Genomic DNA, 18,122 nt, shown 5'->3' with positions numbered 1-18,122 from the left:
CCCGAAGCCGGCCGCCGACCCGGCCCGCGACGCGGATGCGGCTGCCGGCGCGGGCCCCGAGCCGGGTGAGAAGCCGCAGCCCGAGCCGGGTGCGAAGCCGGACGGCGAGTCCGGGGCGAGCGGACCCCGGCAGACCGACTCCGGCCCGGAGGCGAAGGCCGATGCGGCGGCCGTCGGTGGGCGGCGTCGGCGGATGCCGTTCGCGCACGCCGTCCGGGCGCGCCCCAGGCAGCTCGCCGCCGGCGCGGCCCGGGCCACCCGCGCCTGGTCCCGGCGGCCCGGCGGGCGCACCACGCTGCCCGCGCTGTTCCTGCTCGCCCTGGTCGCCGCCGCCGCAACGGCCGGTGCGGTGATCGTGCCGGCGGCGGTCGGCCGGCCGGAACCGGTCGCCGACGCCACGCCGTCGCAGAGCGTGCCGCAGACCGCTGCGGCGCCCGCCACGCCCCCGCTGCCGGAGCTGACCGGCCTGCCCGGCACCGCCGCACCGACCGGCACGCCGCTGCCCGGCGCGACCACCGCCCCGGTGCTGCCCGCCGGGCGCCCCGCCGACGCGCTCGCCGGCTGGGCGCAGCGGGTCGGCGCGGTGACCGGCATCCCCGCGGTGGCGCTCCAGGCGTACGCCTACGCCGAGCTGGTGCTCGCCCAGACCAACCGCGCCTGCCAGTTGAGCTGGACCACGCTGGCCGCGATCGGGTACGTCGAGTCGCGTCACGGCGCGGCCAACGGCGCCACGCTGCAAGCCGACGGCCGGGCCCTGCCGGAGATCAAGGGGCAGCCGCTCGACGGGCAGGGCGGCCGGTCCCGCATCCTCGACACCGACCAGGGAACGCTCGACGGCGACCGGGTCCACGACCGGGCGCTCGGCCCGATGCAGTTCATCCCGACCACCTGGCAGGAGATCGGCGCGGACGCCGACGGCGACGGCGTGAAGAACCCGCACGACATCGACGACGCGGCGCTGGCCGCCGGGCTCTACCTGTGCAAGGGCGGCCGGAACATGACCATCCCGGGCGACTGGTGGGGCGCCATCCTCTCCTACAACGATGTGCGTCGGTACGCCCAGGACGTCTTCGACAAGGCCGACGAGTACGGCAGGCTCAGCCGCAACGTGAGGTGACGGCTCGCGTACATTCGCGGACTGAACCCTTCCCCCCGGCTGCCGTTGACGGCAAGCTAGACGGGTGATGGTGCGCGAGTGGGATCCCAGGACCGCGTCGTCCGCCGAGATCGCGTCCCTGCTGGACACGCTGAACGCGGTCCTGGCGGCCGATCTGCCGCAGGATCCGCCATGGCGGGAGAGCTCCATGCGGGAGTATCTGTCCGAGGTGATGCCCGGCGAGCGGCGGATCTCGTGGGTCGCGCAGGACGACGACGCCCCGGACGGCACGCCCGGTGCGATCCTCGGGCATGTGCACGTGCTGCTGCTCGGCGGGATCGGCGTGCTCGAGGTGCTGGTGCACCCGTCGATCCGGCGCAGCGGCATCGGCCGCGAGCTGGTGCGGGTGGCCGCCCGCCGGGTCTGGGACGAGGGCTTCCAGTCGATCGGCGTGGAGGTGGTCGGCGACACCCCGGCCGTGGGGTTCTACGAGTCGCTGGGCTTCACCCGCGACTACGTGGAGACCCGCAGCGTGCTCGACCTGCGCACGGTGGACTGGCCGGCGCTCACCGAGATGGCCGCCGAGGTCGGCGCGGGCTACCGCGTGGAGTTCTGGCCGGGTGGCCCGCCGGACGAGCTCATCGAGGCGTACGCGCGGGCCAAGGCCGAGGTGCGTGACTCCGACGACGTGGAGCTGCGGCCCAGCTCCTACGACCCGGACCGGCTGCGCGACAGCCTCGCCACGCTGCACCGGCGCGGCATGAAGCCGTACATCGTGCTGGCACTGCACGAGCAGACCGGCGAGGTGGCCGGGTTGACCGAGGTGGTGGTGCCGGCGCAGCACCCGACCCGGGCCGACCAGTACGACACGATCGTCGTCCACGACCACCGCGGCTACGGCATCGACCGGGCCATCAAGGCGCGGATGCTGCTGGAGCTGCGCTCGGCCGAGCCCGAGGTGGCCGAGGTGCAGACCTGGAACGCGCAGGACAACGAGTCGATGCTGAAGGTCAACGCCGAGCTGGGCTACCGCCCCGACCGCGACTGGTGCGAATACGGTGTGGACGTGGCCGAGCTGGTGCACCGGCTGGACAGTCACCGCTGAGCGTTCACCGGCCGGCCATCGAAGGGGCTGGACGGTGCACCCACCAGAGCCTTAACGTTCGTTAGTTCCTGTCCACCCATCGTGGAGGCCCCATGCGCCCGCGCCGCACCCTCGCCGCGCTCGCGACCACCGCCGCCGTCACCCTCACGGCGATCGCTGTCGCACCCACCGCGGCCAGCGCCGCGCCCACCGACCTGTTCATCTCCGAATACGTCGAGGGGTCGTCCAACAACAAGGCCGTCGAGCTGTACAACGGCACCGGCGCCCCGATCGACCTGGCGACCGGCGGCTACCAGCTCCAGCTCTTCTTCAACGGTGCCACCACCTCGACGAACGTGGCCCTGACCGGCACCGTCGCGGCCGGTGACGTGTTCGTCTTCGCCGCCGCGGCGGCCGCGCCGGCGATCCTCGCCCAGGCCGACCAGACGTACTCCGGCTCGCTGTTCAACGGCGACGACGCGATCGTGCTGCGCAAGGGCGACGCGGTGGTCGACTCCCTCGGCCAGGTCGGCGTCGACCCGGGCAGCGAGTGGGGCAGCGGGCTCACCAGCACTGCGGACAACACGCTGCGCCGGCTGCCCTCGGTGACCGCCGGCGACACCGACCCGGCGGACGCGTTCGACCCGGCCGCGCAGTGGGCCGGCTTCGCCACCGACACGTTCGACGGGCTGGGCAGCCACACCGTCGGCGGAGGCGGCCCGGTCGACCAGCCGCCCACCCTGGCCTGCGGCGGGGCGCTGACGCTGTCGGCGGGCGCCACGGCGACCCGCGAGGTCACCGCGACCGATGCCGACGACACGGTCACCGACCTGGCGGTCACCTCGGTGGTGCCGGTGCCGGCGAGCGGCTCGATCAGCCGTACCGCGTTCACCCCGGCGGCCGGGAACGGTGACACGGCCACCGCGACGGTCACCGCCACCGGCCTGCCGGCCGGCAGCTACGCGGTCACCGTGACCTCCACCGACGCCGAGGGCGGCACCGCCACCTGCACGCTCACCGTGCAGGCCACCAGCGTGCTGTCGATCGGTGAGGTGCAGGGCCGCACCGCCGGCGACGAGGACGGCCGCACCGACCGGTCGCCGCTCGCACCGGCCAGCGGCAACGGCACCAGCTCCACGCTGTACGACGTGCGCGGCGTCATCACCGGCATGTCGCTGACCCGCAGCTCGGCCGGGGCCGACCAGTGGGGCTTCTACCTCCAGAGCCGGCTCGGCACCGAGGACGGCGATCCGCTGACCTCCGACGGGCTGTTCGTCTTCATGGGCTCGTTCACCACGCTGATCGGCGGGTACGCCCCGACCGTCGGCGACGAGGTCGTGCTGCGCGGCCGGGTCTCCGAGTACTTCAACCAGACCCAGCTCTCCGGTGCCTCGCTGGTCCGCAAGCTGGACTCCGGCCTCGACGTGGACACCGCGGTCCGGGTCGACGACGCGGTCCCGCCGGCCGAGGCGGCCGCCGCCGACCTGTTCTGGGAGCGGCACGAGGGCGAGCGGATGCGGGTACGCGCCGGCAGCGGCGTCTCGGCGCCCCGGCACATCTACTCCTCCACCGCCGACTCCGAGATCTACGTGCTGGACCGCGAGGACCCGGTGATGAAGCGGTCCGACCCGTACGCCCGCCGGGTGTTCCGGGACGCGCACCCGCTCGACGACATCCCCGGCACGCTGTTCGACAACGGCAACAACCAGCGCATCCTGCTGGGTGCCGGCGGCGTGAAGGCGACCGCCGGTGACTCCCGGGCGCTGCTGCCCGAGGCGCGCACGTTCGACACGCTCACCGAGGACGCCTACGGCTCCGTCTCGTACGCGTTCAGCAAGTACAGCGTGCAGCCGGAGCAGCTCACCCTGACCGGCGGCGCCGACCCGGCCGCGAACCACCCGCCGCAGCCCGCCGACCGCGGCAGCGAGGTCGCGATCGCCACGTACAACGTGGAGAACCTGTACGACTACCGGGACGACCCGTTCGACGGCTGCGACTTCGCCGGCAACACCGGGTGCCCCGGGGTCAGCCCGCCGTTCGACTACGTGCCGGCGAGCCCCGAGGCGTACGCCGCCCGGCTGGCCGTGCAGGCCCGTCAGATCGTCGACTCGCTGCACAGCCCGGATCTGATCCTGGTGCAGGAGGCCGAGGACCAGGACATCTGCTCGGTGGTCGACCGCGCTCTGGCCTGCGGCGACACCAACAACGCCGACGGCGCGCCGGACACCGTGCAGGAGCTGGCACTGACCATCGCGGCGAACGGCGGCCCGGCGTACGCCGCCGCGTACGACCGGACCGGCGCGGACGCCCGGGGCATCGCCTCGGCGTTCCTCTACCGGACCGACCGGCTCACGCTCGCCGAGGCGACCGCCGCGGACCCGCTGCTGGGCTCCGCCCCGACGGTCCAGTACCGCTCGGCGGCGCTGCCGTCCAACACCGACGTGCAGAACCCGAAGGCGTTCAACGCGGTGCTGCCGGCCGACGTGGACCGGTCGACCGGCGTGGACGGCAGCAACGTCTACACCCGCGCGGCGCAGGTGGCCCGGTTCACCGTGAAGGCCGGCCCCGGGTCGACCGAGCGGTTCACGCTCTGGGCGGTCGCGAACCACTTCTCGTCCGGGCCGGACAGCCGGGTCGGGCAGCGCCGCGAGCAGGCCGCGTACGGGGCGGCGATCGTCCAGGCGGTCGAGACGAGCGACCCGAACGCCCGCGTGGTGTACGGCGGCGACCTGAACGTCTTCCCCCGCCCGGACGACCCGATCGCCACCGCCCAGAACCCGACCCCGTCGGACCAGCTCGCCCCGCTGTACGAGGCCGGGCTGCACAACCTCTGGGACGACCTGGTGGCGGACGCGCCCGCGTCGGCGTACTCGTACACCTTCAGCGGTCAGGCGCAGACGCTGGACAACCTGTTCGTGAACGACCCGATGCACGACGACCTGGTGCAGGTGCGGACGGCGCACATCAACGCCGACTACCCCACCGACGCGCCGGAGCTGGGCGACCGGGGAGCCAGCGACCACGACCCGCAGGTGGCCCGGTTCCGGTCGCGCGCCTCGCTGCGGGTCGCGGACACCTCGGTCGCCGAGGGCGACAAGGGCACCAGCGCGATGACGTTCACCGTCACCGTGTCCCGCCCGCTCTCCGAGCCGGCCCTGATCTGCGCGACCACGTACGGCACCACAGCTCAGGCCGGGTCGGACTACGACCCGTACGTGGGCTGCCGGGTGCTGGCCGCGGGCCGGACCTCGCTGACGTTCCCGGTCACCGTGCGCGGTGACCGCAAGCGCGAGGCGGACGAGAAGCTCACGCTGTACGTGGCGGGTGTGCCGGGCCTGCGGCTCGCCGACCCGTCCGGCGTCGGGACGATCCTGAACGACGACTGAGCGGCGTTCCGCGCGGCGGCCCGTCGATTCGCTCATGGGCGGATCGGCGGGCCGCCGCGGTATCCGCACCGCTGCGGGTCGGGCGGGGGCGGCACGCTCCGGTACTTGGCCACCCGCACCTCCCACTGGCTGCGGCGGCGCAGCCAGTCCCGGACCTCCCGATTGCGGTAGAAGGTCTCCGGCGGGCGGGCCAGCCCGTACCGGTCGGCCCACCACTCCCCCGGCTCCGGGTCGGTGACGATGTCGAGGTGGGACGGGTACCGCCGCTCCGCGCCGTCGCGCAGGTCGGCCCGGTCCCGCATCGGCTTGAGCACCCGGCCGGCCTCGTCGACGACCACGAGCCGGAAGCCGGCCGTGCCGACGATGCGGGACAGCATGGCCAGGCTCGGCGTCAGGCTGCCCGCCTCGATCCGCCCGATCGTGCTCGGATGCACCCGGGCGAACCGGGCCAGCTCACGTTGGCTGGTGTCGGCCCGGCGACGCACCGCACGGACGATCCCCGGTGCCGGGAACGGCACGTCGAACGGCTCGGTGAGCAGTGCCGGCCCGCCGTCTTCCGCCGTCGCTGCGGTAGCGCCGGGATCGGCGCCGGGATCGGCGCCGGTGGCGGCGGACACCGCGCGTGCGGTGCCGTTGGCGGGAGCGGCTTCCGGCCCGGTGTCGGCGATGTCTGTCACGCCGCCCACGGTCCCGCCGTCCGCCCTGGCCCGGCAACCCCGCGCCCGGCTCCTGTGGATAACCGGGCAGACGGCGTCCAGCCCTGCCCGGCGCCAACCGCCGACTCACACAGAGCGTGACTTTCACTCAGCGTTAGGTACAGCGCGGAAGCCGGCAATCCAAACCGACCGATAAATGCGACTTAAGCGGACAGAATCTCTAAGACGGCGGCGGCAGCAGGAACCACCTCGGCAGACTTTGCTCTGCAGCCATCGAGGCAGCACTCACGCTTCGTGACAGTTGCGCCCATGGGTGCAGAGCAAAGTGGGCCAGAGGTGAAGCAGCCCGCAGCCCCGAACGTTGCGCTGAGTGACCGGCCTGGCTGTGGACAACCGTCGCTGACAGCGCGTGTCAGGGTGAGTCCGCCGCCGACGTGCCGGCAGCGCGAGCGACGTCGGGCGAGCATCGGGCGAGCGTCGGTCAGTAGCGCTCGCGCAGAAGCTGGGCGGCCTCGACGGCCCAGTAGGTGAGGATGATCTGGGCGCCGGCCCGGCGGATCGAGGTGAGCGTCTCCAGCATCACGCGCTCGCGGTCGATCCAGCCGTTCGCGGCGGCGGCCTCGACCATCGCGTACTCGCCGGAGACCTGGTAGGCGGCGACCGGGACGTTCACCGCGGCCCGGACCGCCGACACCACGTCGAGGTAGGGCAGCGCCGGCTTGACCATGGCCATGTCGGCGCCCTCGGCCACGTCCAGCTCGACCTCGCGCAGCGACTCGCGCAGGTTCGCCGGGTCCTGCTGGTAGGTGCGCCGGTCCCCCTCCAGCGCCGACTCCACCGCGTCGCGGAACGGGCCGTAGAAGGCGGAGGCGTACTTCACCGCGTACGCGAGCACCGAGACGTCCTGGTGCCCGGCGGCGTCGAGCGCCTTGCGGACCACGCCGACCTGGCCGTCCATCATCCCGGACGGCCCGACCACGTGGACCCCGGCGGCGGCCTGGGCCACCGCCATGTCGGCGTACGCGGCGAGCGTGGCGTCGTTGTCGACCCCGCCGTCCGGGGTGAGCAGGCCGCAGTGCCCGTGCGAGGTGAACTCGTCCAGGCACAGGTCGCTCATCACCACAGTCGAGTCGCCGACCTCGGCGATCACGTCCCGGATCGCCGTGTTGAGCACGCCGGCCGGGTCGACGCCACCGGAGCCGGTCTCGTCCCGCGTCGCCGGCACCCCGAACAGCATGATCCCGCCGACCCCGGCCTGGACCGCCTCCGCGGCGGCCTTGCGCAGCGAGTCCCGGGAGTGCTGGAGTACCCCCGGGAGCGACGCGATGGCCCGCGGCTCGGTCAGCCCCTCCTTGACGAACATCGGCACGACCAGTTCGGCCGGGTCGACGCGGGTCTCGGAGACCAGCCGCCGCACGGCCGCGTTGCTACGCAGCCGGCGGGGCCGGATCTCGGGGTACGGCATGACGGGCCTCCTGTCAGCGGAACCGCAGGGCGGTCGGGCCCTGCACCTTCGAGCCCCGGCGCTGCTTCGCCGGCATGGCGGCGAGCTTCTCCCGCAGCTCGACGGCGTAGGCGGCGAGCGCCTCCACCAGGTCGGGGACCGAGGCGTGCGGCGGCTGCACGTCGACGCGCAGGCCGAACTCGGTCGCGGTCTCCGCCGTCTTGGGCCCGATCACTGCAACAACGGTCCGCGCGTGCGGCTTCCCGGCGATACCGACGAGGTTCCGCACCGTGGACGACGAGGTGAACAGCACCGCGTCGAACCCGCCCGACTTGATCGCGTCGCGGATCTCGGCGGGCGGCGGCGCCGCGCGCACGGTCCGGTACGCGGTCACGTCGTCGACCTCCCAGCCCCGCTCGGTCAGGCCGGCGGCCAGGGTCTCGGTGGCGATGTCGGCGCGCGGCAGCAGCACCCGGCCGACCGGGTCGAGGATCTCGTCGTGCGGCGAGAACTCGGCCAGCAGGCCCTCGGAGGACTGCTCCCCGGACGGGATCAGCTCGGGCTGGATGCCGAAGGCGCGGACCGCCTCGGCGGTGGCGTCACCGATGCAGGCGATCTTCACGCCGCCGAAGTGGCGGGCGTCGAGGCCGTGCTCGGCGAACTTCTCCCACACCGCCCGGACCGCGTTCACCGAGGTGAAGATGACCCAGGCGTACCGGCCGTCGACCAGGCCCTTGACCGCCCGCTCCATCTGCGCCGGGGTGCGCGGCGGCTCGACCGCGATGGTCGGCACCTCGCACGGGATCGCCCCGTAGGCGCGCAGCCGTGCGCTCATCACGCCCGCCTGCTCCTTGGTGCGGGGCACCAGCACCTTCCAGCCGTACAGCGGGCGGTTCTCCCACCAGCTCAGCTTGTCGCGGTCGGTGACGGCCGCGCCGACGGTGAGCACCACCCGGCCGGTGAAGCCGAGCGCCGCCGCGACGAACGAGTCCACGCTCGACGTGGTGGTGTACTGCGTCTCGCCGGTGCCGTCGCCGGTCACCCCGACCGCTGTGGTGCCGTCGACCCCGGCGGCCAGCAGGCCGTCCCGGACGGCGGCCAGGTCACCGGCGTCCACCGCGAGCGCCAGCGAACCCCGGCCCACGGCCGTGGCGAGCGCCTCGAAGTCCAGCGCGGTGACGTCCTCGACGTCGGCGGCGGTGCGTACGCCCGGCAGCGGGACACCCGCGTAGGTGGCGACGCCCTCGGCCTGGCCGACGCCCGGCACCACCTCGAAGTGCGCGGCGGTACGGGCGACCGCCTGCACCTCCTTGACCACCGAGTCGTGGCCGAACGGGTCACCGGCGACCAGGTGCACGGCGTTCTGCCCGGCCCGGGCCGCGGAGATCAGCACCTTCGCCACGTCCCCCGGTACGCCCTCGGCGGGGCTGAACTCGGCGTCGGGCCGGGCCTGGGCGCGGACGTGCGCCAGGAGCGACTCGGGTACGCCCCGGTCGTAGACCACCTGGTCGGCGTCGACCAGGGCGTCCAGCGCCCGGCGGGTCAGCAGGCCCGGGTCGCCGGGACCGGCCCCGACGAATGCGATCTGGCCTACGGGCTTACGGGTGCGGGTCATTCTGTGCTCCCAAGTTGCTGGGTCCCCGGGCCGGCCTGTGCGTCCTGGCCGAGGATCGAGTCGGCGCCGAGTTCGAGGAGTTCGGCGGCGAGTGCCTTGCCGATCTCCGCCGCGTCGGCGGGCGTTCCGGTGCGGGACAGCCGGAGGTCACGCGAACCGTCCGGGCTGATCACCGCACCGCGCAGGTAGATCTCCTGATTGACGTCGCCCTCGTCGGTGGGCTCACCTTCGGCGAGGACGGCGTACGCGGCCACGGGTGCGCTGCATCCTGCCTCCAGGGTGGCCAGCAGCGCCCGTTCCGCGACGATCGCGGCACGGGACGGTGCGTGGTCGAGCAGCGCGAGCAGCTCGATCACGTCCTGGCCGTCGGCCCGGCACTCGACGGCCAGCGCACCCTGGGCGGGCGCGGGCAGCATGAGCATCGGGTCGAGCGTCTCGGTGATGACGTCGGCGCGGCCGATCCGGTTGAGCCCGGCGCGGGCCAGCACGACGGCGTCGAGGTCGGCGTCCGGGCCGAGCACCCGGCCGAGCCGGGTGTCGACGTTGCCCCGGATCGGGGTGACCTCCAACTGCATGCCCAGCGCGTGCAGCTGGGCGATCCGGCGCAGCGCGCCGGTGCCGACGCGGGCGCCGGGCGGCAGCTCGGCGAGCGTACGGCCGTTCGTCGCCACCAGCGCGTCGCGCGGGTCCTGCCGGGGCGGTACGGCCGCGACGTGCAGGCCGGGCGCCGCCGCGGTGGGCAGGTCCTTGTACGAGTGGACGGCGAAGTCGATCTCGCCGGCGGTCAGCGCGTCGCGCAGCGCGGAGACGAACACACCGACGCCGAGCCGCTGCACCGGGGCGGTGGACCTGTCGCCGGCGGTCACCACCTCGACCAGCTCGACCGGTCGGCCGGTGGCCGCGGTGAGGGCCTCGGCGACGTGGCCGGACTGGGCCATCGCCAGGGCGCTGCCCCGGGTACCGAGGCGAAGGGGGGCGGTCATCGCGCACCTCCGGTGGGCGGGACGTCGGCGGCGTCGAACGACGACCGGCCGTCGGAGTCGGTGGCGACCACGTCGGGAACGGTGTCGACCGGGGACGTCTGCGGAACGTCCAGGTCGAACAGTTCGCGCAGCAGCGCCGCGTACTGGTCGCCGCCGGGCTCGGCGGCGAGCTGGCGGACCCGTACGGTCGGCTGGTGCAGCAGCCGCTGCACGACCCGGTGCACGGTGCGGGCGACCTCGGCGCGCTGGTCGTCGCTGAGGTCGGGTCGGCGCTGGCCGAGCCGGCGCAGCTCGGCGGTGACGACGTCCTCGGCCCGGCCGCGCAGGGCGGCCACCGTCGGCGCGACGTCGGCGCCGCGCAGCCAGCTCAGGAACGCCTCGACCTCGCCGGCCACGATCCGGGCCACCTCGGCGGCGTCGGCCGCGGCCGGTCCGTCGGCGAGGACGGCGGCCATCCGGTCGATGTCGATCACCTCGACGCCGGGCAGCTCGGCGACGCCGGGCTCGACGTCACGCGGGACGGCCAGGTCGAGCAGGACCAGCGGCCCGCGGTCGGCGTCCCTGCGGGCCAGCGCCCGGGTCACGACGTCACGGGTGAGCACCGGCTCGGTGGCGGCGGTGGCGGCGACCACGACGTCGACGTCGGCGAGCGCGGTGATCAGCTCGGCCATCGGCACGGCGGACGCGCCGTACGACTCGGCGAGCCGGACGGCACGGGCGGCGCCCCGGTTGGTCACGGTGAGCGGGCCGGCGCCCAGCCGGGACAGCGTGGCCACGCCCAGCGAGCCCATCGCGCCCGCGCCGACCACCATCGCGGGCCGGCCGGCCAGGTCACCGTCGAGCAGCTCGGCGGCGAGGTCGAGGGCGGCGGTGACGACGCTCTGCCCGGCCCGGTCGATGTTGGTCTCGGCGTGCGCGCGCTTGCCGACCCGCAGCGCCTGCTGCATCAGCTCGTGCAGCAGCCGGCCGGCCGAGTCGGCGCCACCGGCGGAGTGGTAGGCGTCGCGGAGCTGGCCGAGGATCTGCGCCTCGCCCACCACCATCGAGTCGAGCCCGGCGGCCACCCGGAAGACGTGGTCCACGGCGGCGGCGTCGTAGTGCACGTAGAGGTGCGGGGCGAGCGCCGCCGGCTGGCAGCCGGCCTGGTCGGCCAGGACCGCGCAGATGTCGCCGAGTCCGCCGTGGAACCCGGAGACGGCGGCGTAGACCTCCACCCGGTTGCAGGTGGAGACCAGGACGGCCTCGGCGACGTACGGCTGGGCGATCAGGCGGTCGAGCGTGCGGGTGAGATCGGCGGGCGGGACGGCCAGCTGTTCCAGGGTGGCGACCGGGGCGGTGCGGTAGGACGCGCCGACGACGAGCAGTTTCACGTGCCGATCGCCTCCTGGGTGTCGGTGGCCGCGAGTCCGCCGGGCAGGGCGGTGAGGGCGGACCCGCCGGTGGCGGGGAGCGCGGTCAGCGATGCCTTGCGGTGCTCGTGGAAGGACAGGATCTGCAGCTCGATGGCGAGGTCGACCTTGCGCACGTCGACCCCGTCCGGAACCGAGAGTACGCACGGTGCGAAGTTGAGGATGCTCGTCACGCCGACGGCGACCAACTGGTCGGCGACCGCCTGGGCGGCGGGGGCGGGGGTGGCGATGACGCCGATCGAGATCGACTCCTCGGCGACGATCTGCGGCAGCTCGTCGACGTGCCGTACGACCAGGCCGTTGATCTGTTCGCCGACGCGGGACCGGTCGGCGTCGAGCAGCGCGGCGATGCGGAATCCGCGGTTGGCGAAGCCGTCGTAGCCGGCCAGGGCGTGACCGAGATTACCCACGCCGACGAGCGCGACGGTCCGGCACTGGGTGAGCCCGAGCACCTCGGAGATCTGGTCGACCAGCAGCGCCACGTCGTAGCCGACGCCCCGGGTGCCGTACGAGCCGAGGTGGGACAGGTCCTTGCGGAGCTTCGCGGAGTTGACGCCGGCGGCGTTGGCCAGGCCCTCGCTGGACACCGTCTCGTGCCCGGCGTCGGCGAGCGCGTGCAGCGCACGCAGGTATTCCGGGAGCCGCGACACGGTCGCCTCGGGCAGGTCCGGAAGCGCCGGTACGGCACCGGTGCGACCGGGCGCGCCTGGTTGACGGTGCTGGCTCATGAGACTCCGTGCGGTGCGATCCTCGACCAGCGACGGGGGCCGGTCGTTTCGGGACTCCCGCTGGCGACCGAGATTGCCGGCTGTGCTAGCAGGGCGCGTCGGAACTACAGAGTAGGTGTTTGTGAAGGGGTGCACAAATCGCGATCTTGAAAGCTCGCGACGCGCCTTCACCTGCCCCTCCATTCCCGCAAGATCGATCAACCGCGTCTCTCGGCGGCGCGTGGCGATTATTGCTCAATCCAGACTTCCCTGACCAATCGCGCGGGGCCCGTAGCGCTCCGTGACCGGCGCGGCGAGGCGAGTCTCACGTTTTCAGTAGGGACAACCCCACCCCCGAAAGGCCAGCGTGCGGGATGGGTGGGCGGGCCGCGCGCCCATAGCCTCGAACCATGACCGCCGTACCACTCGCCACCGCGCCCACTCCGCTGTCTCCCGTCCGGGGCCTCCTGCGCCGCCTCGGCCGCGACACCACCTACGTACTGGTGGGCTTCCCGCTGGCGCTCGTCAGCTTCGTGCTGGCAGTGGTGGGGATCTCACTCAGCGCCGGGCTGCTGGTGATCACGCTCGGCCTGCCGATCCTCGCCGGCTTCCTCTACGCGGCCCGCGGGCTGGCCGACATCGAGCGGCTCCGGCTCGCCGGGGTGCTGGACCGGCCCCGGGTACGCCCCGTCTACCGCAGGCCGGAGCCGGGCGCCGGGTTCTGGCGCCGGGTGTTCACCCCGATCCGGGACGCGCAGTCGTGGCTCGACCTGCTGCACGCCTTCGTCCGGCTGCTCGTGGCGGTGCCCACGTTCGTGCTGCTGGTGGTCTGGTGGGTGCTGGCCCTGGGCGGCACGCTCTACATCACCTACGACTGGGCCATCCCGCGCGGGCCGGGCGAGCAGGACCTGAGCCAGCTCCTCGGGATGGGCGACGGCGCCGGCGCGCGGATCACCCTGAACACCGCGATCGGGCTGTTCGCCCTGTTCACCCTCCCGCTGGTGGCGCGCGGCTGCGCCCGGCTCCAGGCCGGGCTGGCGTACTCGCTGCTCACCGGCGTGGCCGAGATGCGGCAGCGGATCGTCACGCTGGAGGAGCAGAAGCGGGCCGCCGCCTCGGCCGAGGCGGTCGCGCTGCGCCGGCTGGAGCGCGACATCCACGACGGCCCGCAGCAGCGGCTGGTCCGGCTCGCCATGGACCTCGGCCGGGCCCGCCACCAGCTCGCCGCCGACCCGGAGGCGGCCCGGCAGACGCTCGACGAGGCGGTCGCGCAGACCCGGGAGACGCTGGACGAGCTGCGTGCCCTGTCCCGGGGCATCGCGCCGCCGATCCTTGTCGACCGGGGCCTGCCCAGCGCGCTCGCCGCGCTCGCCGCCCGCGCCCTGGTACCCACCGAGCTGGCCGTGGACGACGACCTGGGCACCGCCGCCGGGCGGCTCGACCCGGGGCTGGAGAGCACCGCGTACTTCGTGGTGGCCGAGGCCCTGACGAACGTCTCGAAGCACAGCCGGGCGACCGCCTGCCGGGTGGAGGTCACCCGGAAGGTGGGCCGGCTGGAGATCACCGTCATCGACGACGGGGCCGGCGGCGCGCACCTGGCCAAGGGGCACGGCCTCAGTGGCATCGCCGACCGGGTCCGGGCGGCGGGCGGCACCTTGGAGGTGGACAGCCCGGCCGGCGGGCCGACCCGGATCCACGCCGAACTGCCGAGGTGACCCGGTTCGCCCGGACTCCGGGCCGTCGCGCGGTGGCGTGGCGCGCCCGGGATCCGGGCCGCCGGGCCGGCACGGGGTCCGGGCGTGATAGACACCGGACCCATGCGGGTGGTGATCGCGGACGACGCCGTACTGCTCCGGGAGGGGCTGGTCCGGCTGCTGACCGAGTACGGGCACGAGGTGGTGGCGGCCGTCGGTGACGGTGACGCGCTGGTCGAGGCGGTGGTGGCGCACCGGCCCGACGTCTCGGTGGTGGACGTGCGGATGCCGCCGTCACACACCGACGAGGGACTGCGCGCCTCGGTGGAGGCCCGCCGCCGGGTGCCCGGTACGCCGATCCTGGTGCTCTCCCAGTACGTCGAGGTGTCGTACGCCGACGACCTGCTGGACACCGCGGGCGGAGCCGGCGGCGGGATCGGCTACCTGCTCAAGGACCGGGTCGCGGCGATCGACGAGTTCCTGGACGGCCTGGCCCGGGTGGCGGCCGGCGGCACCGTGCTCGACCCGGAGGTGATCAGCCAGTTGCTGGTCCGGCGACGGCGCGACGACCCGCTGGCGTCGCTGACGCCGCGCGAGCGCGAGGTGCTGGCGCTGATGGCCGAGGGCCGCTCGAACACCGCCATCGCCCGGACGCTCGTGGTCAGCGACGGCGCGGTCGAGAAGCACGTCCGCAACATCTTCACCAAGCTCGACCTGCCCCCGGACGCGACCACCCACCACCGCCGCGTCCTGGCCGTCCTGGCCCACCTGCGCGCCTGACCGGGCGGGTCAGGCGAGCGTGCGGGCCAGTGTCACCGCCTCGGTGAGCGTGTCGGCGGCCGGGTGGCCGCTGCCACGCAGCCGGTCCGGGTCGGACAGGCCACCGGTGTAGAGGACGCAGCGGGCACCGACCGAGGCGGCCGCGTCGGCGTCGTCGAGCGAGTCGCCGATCAGCACCACCTCGTGCCCGCCCAGCCCCAGCTCGGCCAGGTGCTTCTCCAGCCACTCGGCCTTGCGCCCGCCGCCGACTGTGGCGCGCAGCCCGTCCACCCGGCGGAAGTGCGGCGTCAGCCCGTACGTGTGCACGGTCGGCACCAGCTCGTCGTGGAACCACATGGACAGCAGCGACTGGCTGCCCTCCCAGGACTCGATCGCGGCGGTGGCGTCGGCGGCCAGGGCGCAGGTGGTCAGCCCGGCCCGGTACGCGTCGTGGAAGACCCGGTCGAGCGTCCCGAACGCCTCGGCGTCCACGGCCCGGCCGAGCATCTCGGCGTAGTAGTCGGCGATCGGCCGCCGGAACCGTACCCGGTGCTCGGCCGCGGTGACCGCCGGCCCGCCGGCGCTGGCGAAGGCGACGTTCGTGGCCTGGACCACCAGGTCGAGGTCGTCGAGGAGCGTTCCGTTCCAGTCCCACACGAGGTGGCGTCGCATACCCGTCACCCGAGCACCATAGTGCTAGAGCTGCGGCGTGGTCAGATCGCGCAGCAGCCGGTCCTCCTCGACCCGCCAGTAGCCGTGCTCCTTGCCGTCGAGCAGCACCACCGGCAGCCGGTCGCCGTAGTCGCGCTCCATCTCCAGGTCCCCGGTCACGTCCCGCTCGACCCAGCGGTCGCCGGTGACCGCCACCACCCGGTCGAGCGCGGCCTTCGCGTCGTCGCACAGGTGGCAGCCGGGCCGGGTGATCAGGATGAGCCTCGGGTCACTGGACATCGGATACCTCCGTGCGGATCTCGGTCGGCGACGCCGGCGACGGCACCGCGGGCGCCGGGCGCAGTTCCGTCTTGCGTACCTTCCCGATCGCCGAGTACGGCAGGCTGTCGACGAACTCGACGGCGGTCGGGCACTTGAACCGGGCCAGGTTACGCGCGCAGTGGGCGAGCAGTTCCTCCGCCGTCACCGGCGGGCCGGCCGCCCGGACCACGTACGCCCGCACAGTCTCGCCGGTCCGCGGGTGCGGCACGCCCAGGACGGCCGACTCGGCCACCCCGGGGTGCGCCTGGAGCACCAGCTCCACCTCGTGCGGGTAGACGTTGAAGCCGTTGACCAGGATCAGCTCGCCGAGGCGGTCGACCAGGAACAGGTCGCCGTCGGCGTCGGCGTACGCCACGTCACCGGTGGCCCACCAGCCGTCCGGGTCCGGCCCGCCCCGCCCGTCCGGCCAGTAACCGTCGAACAGGTTCGGTCCGCGCACCACGATCTGCCCGGGGTCGGTGCCGCCCGGCTCGTCGGACAGCTCCATCTCGTCCTCGTCGGGGGCGTCGGCGGGCACCCCGTCGCGCCACAGCTCGGCGCCGTCGGACCCGGTCAGGCGCAGCCCGACGCCGGGCAGCGGGCGGCCGATCGAGCCCGGTTTCGGCTCGCCGCCGACGAGCGTCGAGGTGAGCACCGGCGCGGTCTCGGTGAGCCCGTAGCCGACGTGCACCGGGTGCCCGGTCAGCTCGGTGAAACGCGCGCCGGCCGCGAGGGGCAGCGGCGCCGCGCCGCACACCGCGACGCGCACGGAGGCGAGCGCCGCAGCCGGGTCACGCTCCGCCTCGGCCCAGGTCAGGAACATCGACGGTACGCCGACGAGCACCGTGACCCGGTGCCGGGCGATCTCCTCCAGCGCACCGGCCGGGCCGGGCTCGTCGACGAGCACTCCTGTCGCGCCGTGCCGCACGACGGCGCCGAGCACGGAGTTCAGCCCGTACGCGTGGAACAGCGGAAGGGCGAGCAGCACGACGTCGTCGGGGCCGACCACAGGTGGTTCGATGCGGTCGACCTGGTCGTGGTTGGCGGCGAGCGCCCGGTGCGACAGCATCGCGCCCTTGGGCCGGCCCTCGGTGCCGGAGGTGTAGAGCAGGACGGCCAGGTCGTCACCGGAGCGGGCCGGGAACCGAGACGGTGGGTCGTCGCCGGCGACCGGCGGCGCGGTGTGCACGGCACGCAGCGCGGGCAGTTCGGCGGCGTCCACCCGCGCGGTCACCTCGGGCGCGCCGACCAGCACGGCGGCACCGGAGTCGGCGAGCACGTGCCGCAGCTCGCGGGCGGTGAGCGTGGGGTTGACCGGTACGGCCACCAGTCCGGCCCGGAGCGCGGCGAGGTACGTGACCACGAAGTCCGGTGTGTTGCCGAACGCGATCGCCGCCCGGGGCGGGTGGCCGGTGCCGTCGGCCGGTGGCGCGTCGGCGAGCAGCGCTCGGGCGGTGGCGGTGACCGCGTCGTCCAGCTCGGACCAGGTCAGCGTCCGGTCGCGCCAGTGCAGCGCGGCCCGGTCGCCCCGCTGCGCGGCGGCGTCGCGGAGCCGGTCGGCGAGGTTCGGCGCGGAGCTTTCGGCGGCGTCCTGCACGGTGGCTGAGTCTGGCACAGCCGGGTCCGCCGGGCCATGCCCGAACACCGCGTGGGGTCCGCCGCACGGGACTGCAATTGCCGTACGGTGGGATTCCTGACCACGGGATGAGGATCTCCACCGATGCCGGGGCGGGCAGCCGGAGTCGACCCGGCCGCACCCCTCCCGCGACACGCCGAGCGAAAAGAAAATCGGCTCCGACCAGGACTTTCCACTCCGGACCAGGTTCCGGCGCGAAAGTCAACCACACACGACGGACAACGGGTCCGCCATGTGTGCGACCTGGCGGGAAATACTTCCGCTCTGTGTAACGGACTTGCCACGCGTGGGTGACGTTGGCCCTATCATCACTCGGGTCGGCTCACCCCATTTGCCGTGAGTCGACACCCCTCAGCCCGAGGAGGCCCCCGTGCCCGTGAGCGCATTGGACCAGCACCTCAAGGGGATCTGCCGCCCGCCGGCACGTCCCGACCCGGCCGTGCCCGACCGGGTGACACCCGGTCCTCCGGCGCGGTCCCTGTCCGCTCAGCCTGGGGAGGCGCGGTGACCACCTTCGGTTACGCCGAACGACCGGCCGGCGTCACCGGCCCGACGCAGCGCAACCCGCTCAACGAGCGCGCGGACCCCCCCGGCCCACGGGGCGCCGACGGACAGCTCGCGGTACGCGGCGACGGGCGGCGGGTACGCAGCCGCGCGCACCACACGAACGAGGCGCCGCCG

14 protein-coding genes are annotated in these 18,122 nt (G+C 74.0%); 5 read left to right on the top strand and 9 right to left on the bottom strand.

All coding sequences use genetic code 11. From position 1 onward, the window contains the following. The 3 genes from EAD96_RS23705 to EAD96_RS23695 form a co-directional block, all read left to right on the top strand. Nucleotides 1–1,117 (top strand): lytic murein transglycosylase (locus tag EAD96_RS23705; protein WP_121685824.1); only part of this gene is annotated, 1,117 nt, incomplete at its 5' end. 67 nt (nucleotides 1,118–1,184) lie between these two features. Continuing rightward, nucleotides 1,185–2,201, top strand: coding sequence for a GNAT family N-acetyltransferase (locus EAD96_RS23700; protein ID WP_120572980.1), 1,017 nt, complete (start codon nucleotides 1,185–1,187; stop codon nucleotides 2,199–2,201). A gap of 92 nt (nucleotides 2,202–2,293) precedes the next feature. Then, nucleotides 2,294–5,566 (top strand): lamin tail domain-containing protein, encoded by a 3,273-nt coding sequence (locus EAD96_RS23695; RefSeq protein ID WP_121685823.1) that lies wholly within the window; start codon nucleotides 2,294–2,296, stop codon nucleotides 5,564–5,566. Nucleotides 5,567–5,598: 32 nt separating this feature from the next. Here the strand turns inward: EAD96_RS23695 and EAD96_RS23690 are convergent, their stop codons facing one another. The 6 genes from EAD96_RS23690 to EAD96_RS23665 form a co-directional block, all read right to left on the bottom strand. Next, on the bottom strand, nucleotides 5,599–6,243 hold the full coding sequence (locus EAD96_RS23690; RefSeq protein ID WP_233586144.1) for a helix-turn-helix transcriptional regulator: 645 nt from the start codon (nucleotides 6,241–6,243) through the stop codon (nucleotides 5,599–5,601). Nucleotides 6,244–6,703: 460 nt separating this feature from the next. Further along, nucleotides 6,704–7,687, bottom strand: a complete 984-nt coding sequence (gene hemB, locus EAD96_RS23685; RefSeq protein WP_121685821.1) for a porphobilinogen synthase — start codon at nucleotides 7,685–7,687, stop codon at nucleotides 6,704–6,706. A gap of 13 nt (nucleotides 7,688–7,700) precedes the next feature. After that, the gene (locus tag EAD96_RS23680) at nucleotides 7,701–9,281 is read right to left on the bottom strand and encodes a uroporphyrinogen-III synthase (RefSeq protein WP_091426652.1); all 1,581 of its coding nucleotides are present in this window, start codon (nucleotides 9,279–9,281) and stop codon (nucleotides 7,701–7,703) included. Beyond that, entirely contained in the window at nucleotides 9,278–10,264 is a 987-nt protein-coding gene (gene hemC, locus EAD96_RS23675) for a hydroxymethylbilane synthase (RefSeq protein ID WP_121685820.1), read from the bottom strand. The genes EAD96_RS23680 and hemC overlap by 4 nt, the downstream gene beginning before the upstream one ends. Then, complete coding sequence (locus EAD96_RS23670) at nucleotides 10,261–11,634, bottom strand: glutamyl-tRNA reductase (protein ID WP_120572975.1); 1,374 nt, start codon at nucleotides 11,632–11,634, stop codon at nucleotides 10,261–10,263. Before EAD96_RS23670 ends, hemC begins: the two co-directional genes overlap by 4 nt. Then, nucleotides 11,631–12,401 (bottom strand): redox-sensing transcriptional repressor Rex, encoded by a 771-nt coding sequence (locus EAD96_RS23665; protein WP_121685819.1) that lies wholly within the window; start codon nucleotides 12,399–12,401, stop codon nucleotides 11,631–11,633. Before EAD96_RS23665 ends, EAD96_RS23670 begins: the two co-directional genes overlap by 4 nt. A 389-nt stretch (nucleotides 12,402–12,790) precedes the next feature. Between EAD96_RS23665 and EAD96_RS23660 the strand changes: the two genes are divergently transcribed. Continuing rightward, nucleotides 12,791–14,095 carry a sensor histidine kinase gene (locus tag EAD96_RS23660; protein WP_121685818.1) on the top strand — a complete coding sequence of 435 codons (1,305 nt, stop codon included), beginning with the start codon at nucleotides 12,791–12,793 and terminating at the stop codon, nucleotides 14,093–14,095. Nucleotides 14,096–14,197: 102 nt separating this feature from the next. Beyond that, nucleotides 14,198–14,854, top strand: coding sequence for a response regulator transcription factor (locus tag EAD96_RS23655; RefSeq protein ID WP_120572972.1), 657 nt, complete (start codon nucleotides 14,198–14,200; stop codon nucleotides 14,852–14,854). 9 nt (nucleotides 14,855–14,863) lie between these two features. Here the strand turns inward: EAD96_RS23655 and EAD96_RS23650 are convergent, their stop codons facing one another. Genes EAD96_RS23650 through EAD96_RS23640 form a run of 3 tightly spaced genes read right to left on the bottom strand, consistent with a single transcriptional unit; the run spans nucleotide 14,864 to nucleotide 17,450 of the window. Continuing rightward, complete coding sequence (locus tag EAD96_RS23650) at nucleotides 14,864–15,505, bottom strand: HAD family hydrolase (protein WP_120572971.1); 642 nt, start codon at nucleotides 15,503–15,505, stop codon at nucleotides 14,864–14,866. A gap of 24 nt (nucleotides 15,506–15,529) precedes the next feature. After that, entirely contained in the window at nucleotides 15,530–15,784 is a 255-nt protein-coding gene (locus EAD96_RS23645; RefSeq protein WP_013288752.1) for a glutaredoxin family protein, read from the bottom strand. Beyond that, nucleotides 15,774–17,450 (bottom strand): AMP-binding protein, encoded by a 1,677-nt coding sequence (locus EAD96_RS23640; RefSeq protein ID WP_121685817.1) that lies wholly within the window; start codon nucleotides 17,448–17,450, stop codon nucleotides 15,774–15,776. Before EAD96_RS23640 ends, EAD96_RS23645 begins: the two co-directional genes overlap by 11 nt. Between the last annotated feature and the right edge of the window lie 672 nt (nucleotides 17,451–18,122).

This window comes from Micromonospora sp. BL1 (assembly GCF_003667485.1).
In the GTDB taxonomy this organism is placed as follows: Bacteria; Actinomycetota; Actinomycetes; order Mycobacteriales; family Micromonosporaceae; genus Micromonospora; species Micromonospora tulbaghiae.
The sequence above is the reverse complement of the archived record's forward strand: the minus strand, read 5'-3'. Positions and strand labels throughout refer to the sequence as shown.

Excerpts from the sequence above, each read along its gene's own strand:
- hemB (WP_121685821.1), bottom strand. The coding sequence starts at position 7,687 with ATGCCGTACCCCGAGATCCGGCCCCGCCGGCTGCGTAGCAACGCGGCC.
- EAD96_RS23655 (WP_120572972.1), top strand. The coding sequence starts at position 14,198 with ATGCGGGTGGTGATCGCGGACGACGCCGTACTGCTCCGGGAGGGGCTG.
- EAD96_RS23660 (WP_121685818.1), top strand. The coding sequence starts at position 12,791 with ATGACCGCCGTACCACTCGCCACCGCGCCCACTCCGCTGTCTCCCGTC.
- EAD96_RS23665 (WP_121685819.1), bottom strand. The coding sequence starts at position 12,401 with ATGAGCCAGCACCGTCAACCAGGCGCGCCCGGTCGCACCGGTGCCGTA.
- EAD96_RS23700 (WP_120572980.1), top strand. The coding sequence starts at position 1,185 with ATGGTGCGCGAGTGGGATCCCAGGACCGCGTCGTCCGCCGAGATCGCG.
- EAD96_RS23650 (WP_120572971.1), bottom strand. The coding sequence starts at position 15,505 with ATGCGACGCCACCTCGTGTGGGACTGGAACGGAACGCTCCTCGACGAC.
- EAD96_RS23680 (WP_091426652.1), bottom strand. The coding sequence starts at position 9,281 with ATGACCCGCACCCGTAAGCCCGTAGGCCAGATCGCATTCGTCGGGGCC.
- hemC (WP_121685820.1), bottom strand. The coding sequence starts at position 10,264 with ATGACCGCCCCCCTTCGCCTCGGTACCCGGGGCAGCGCCCTGGCGATG.
- EAD96_RS23695 (WP_121685823.1), top strand. The coding sequence starts at position 2,294 with ATGCGCCCGCGCCGCACCCTCGCCGCGCTCGCGACCACCGCCGCCGTC.
- EAD96_RS23645 (WP_013288752.1), bottom strand. The coding sequence starts at position 15,784 with ATGTCCAGTGACCCGAGGCTCATCCTGATCACCCGGCCCGGCTGCCAC.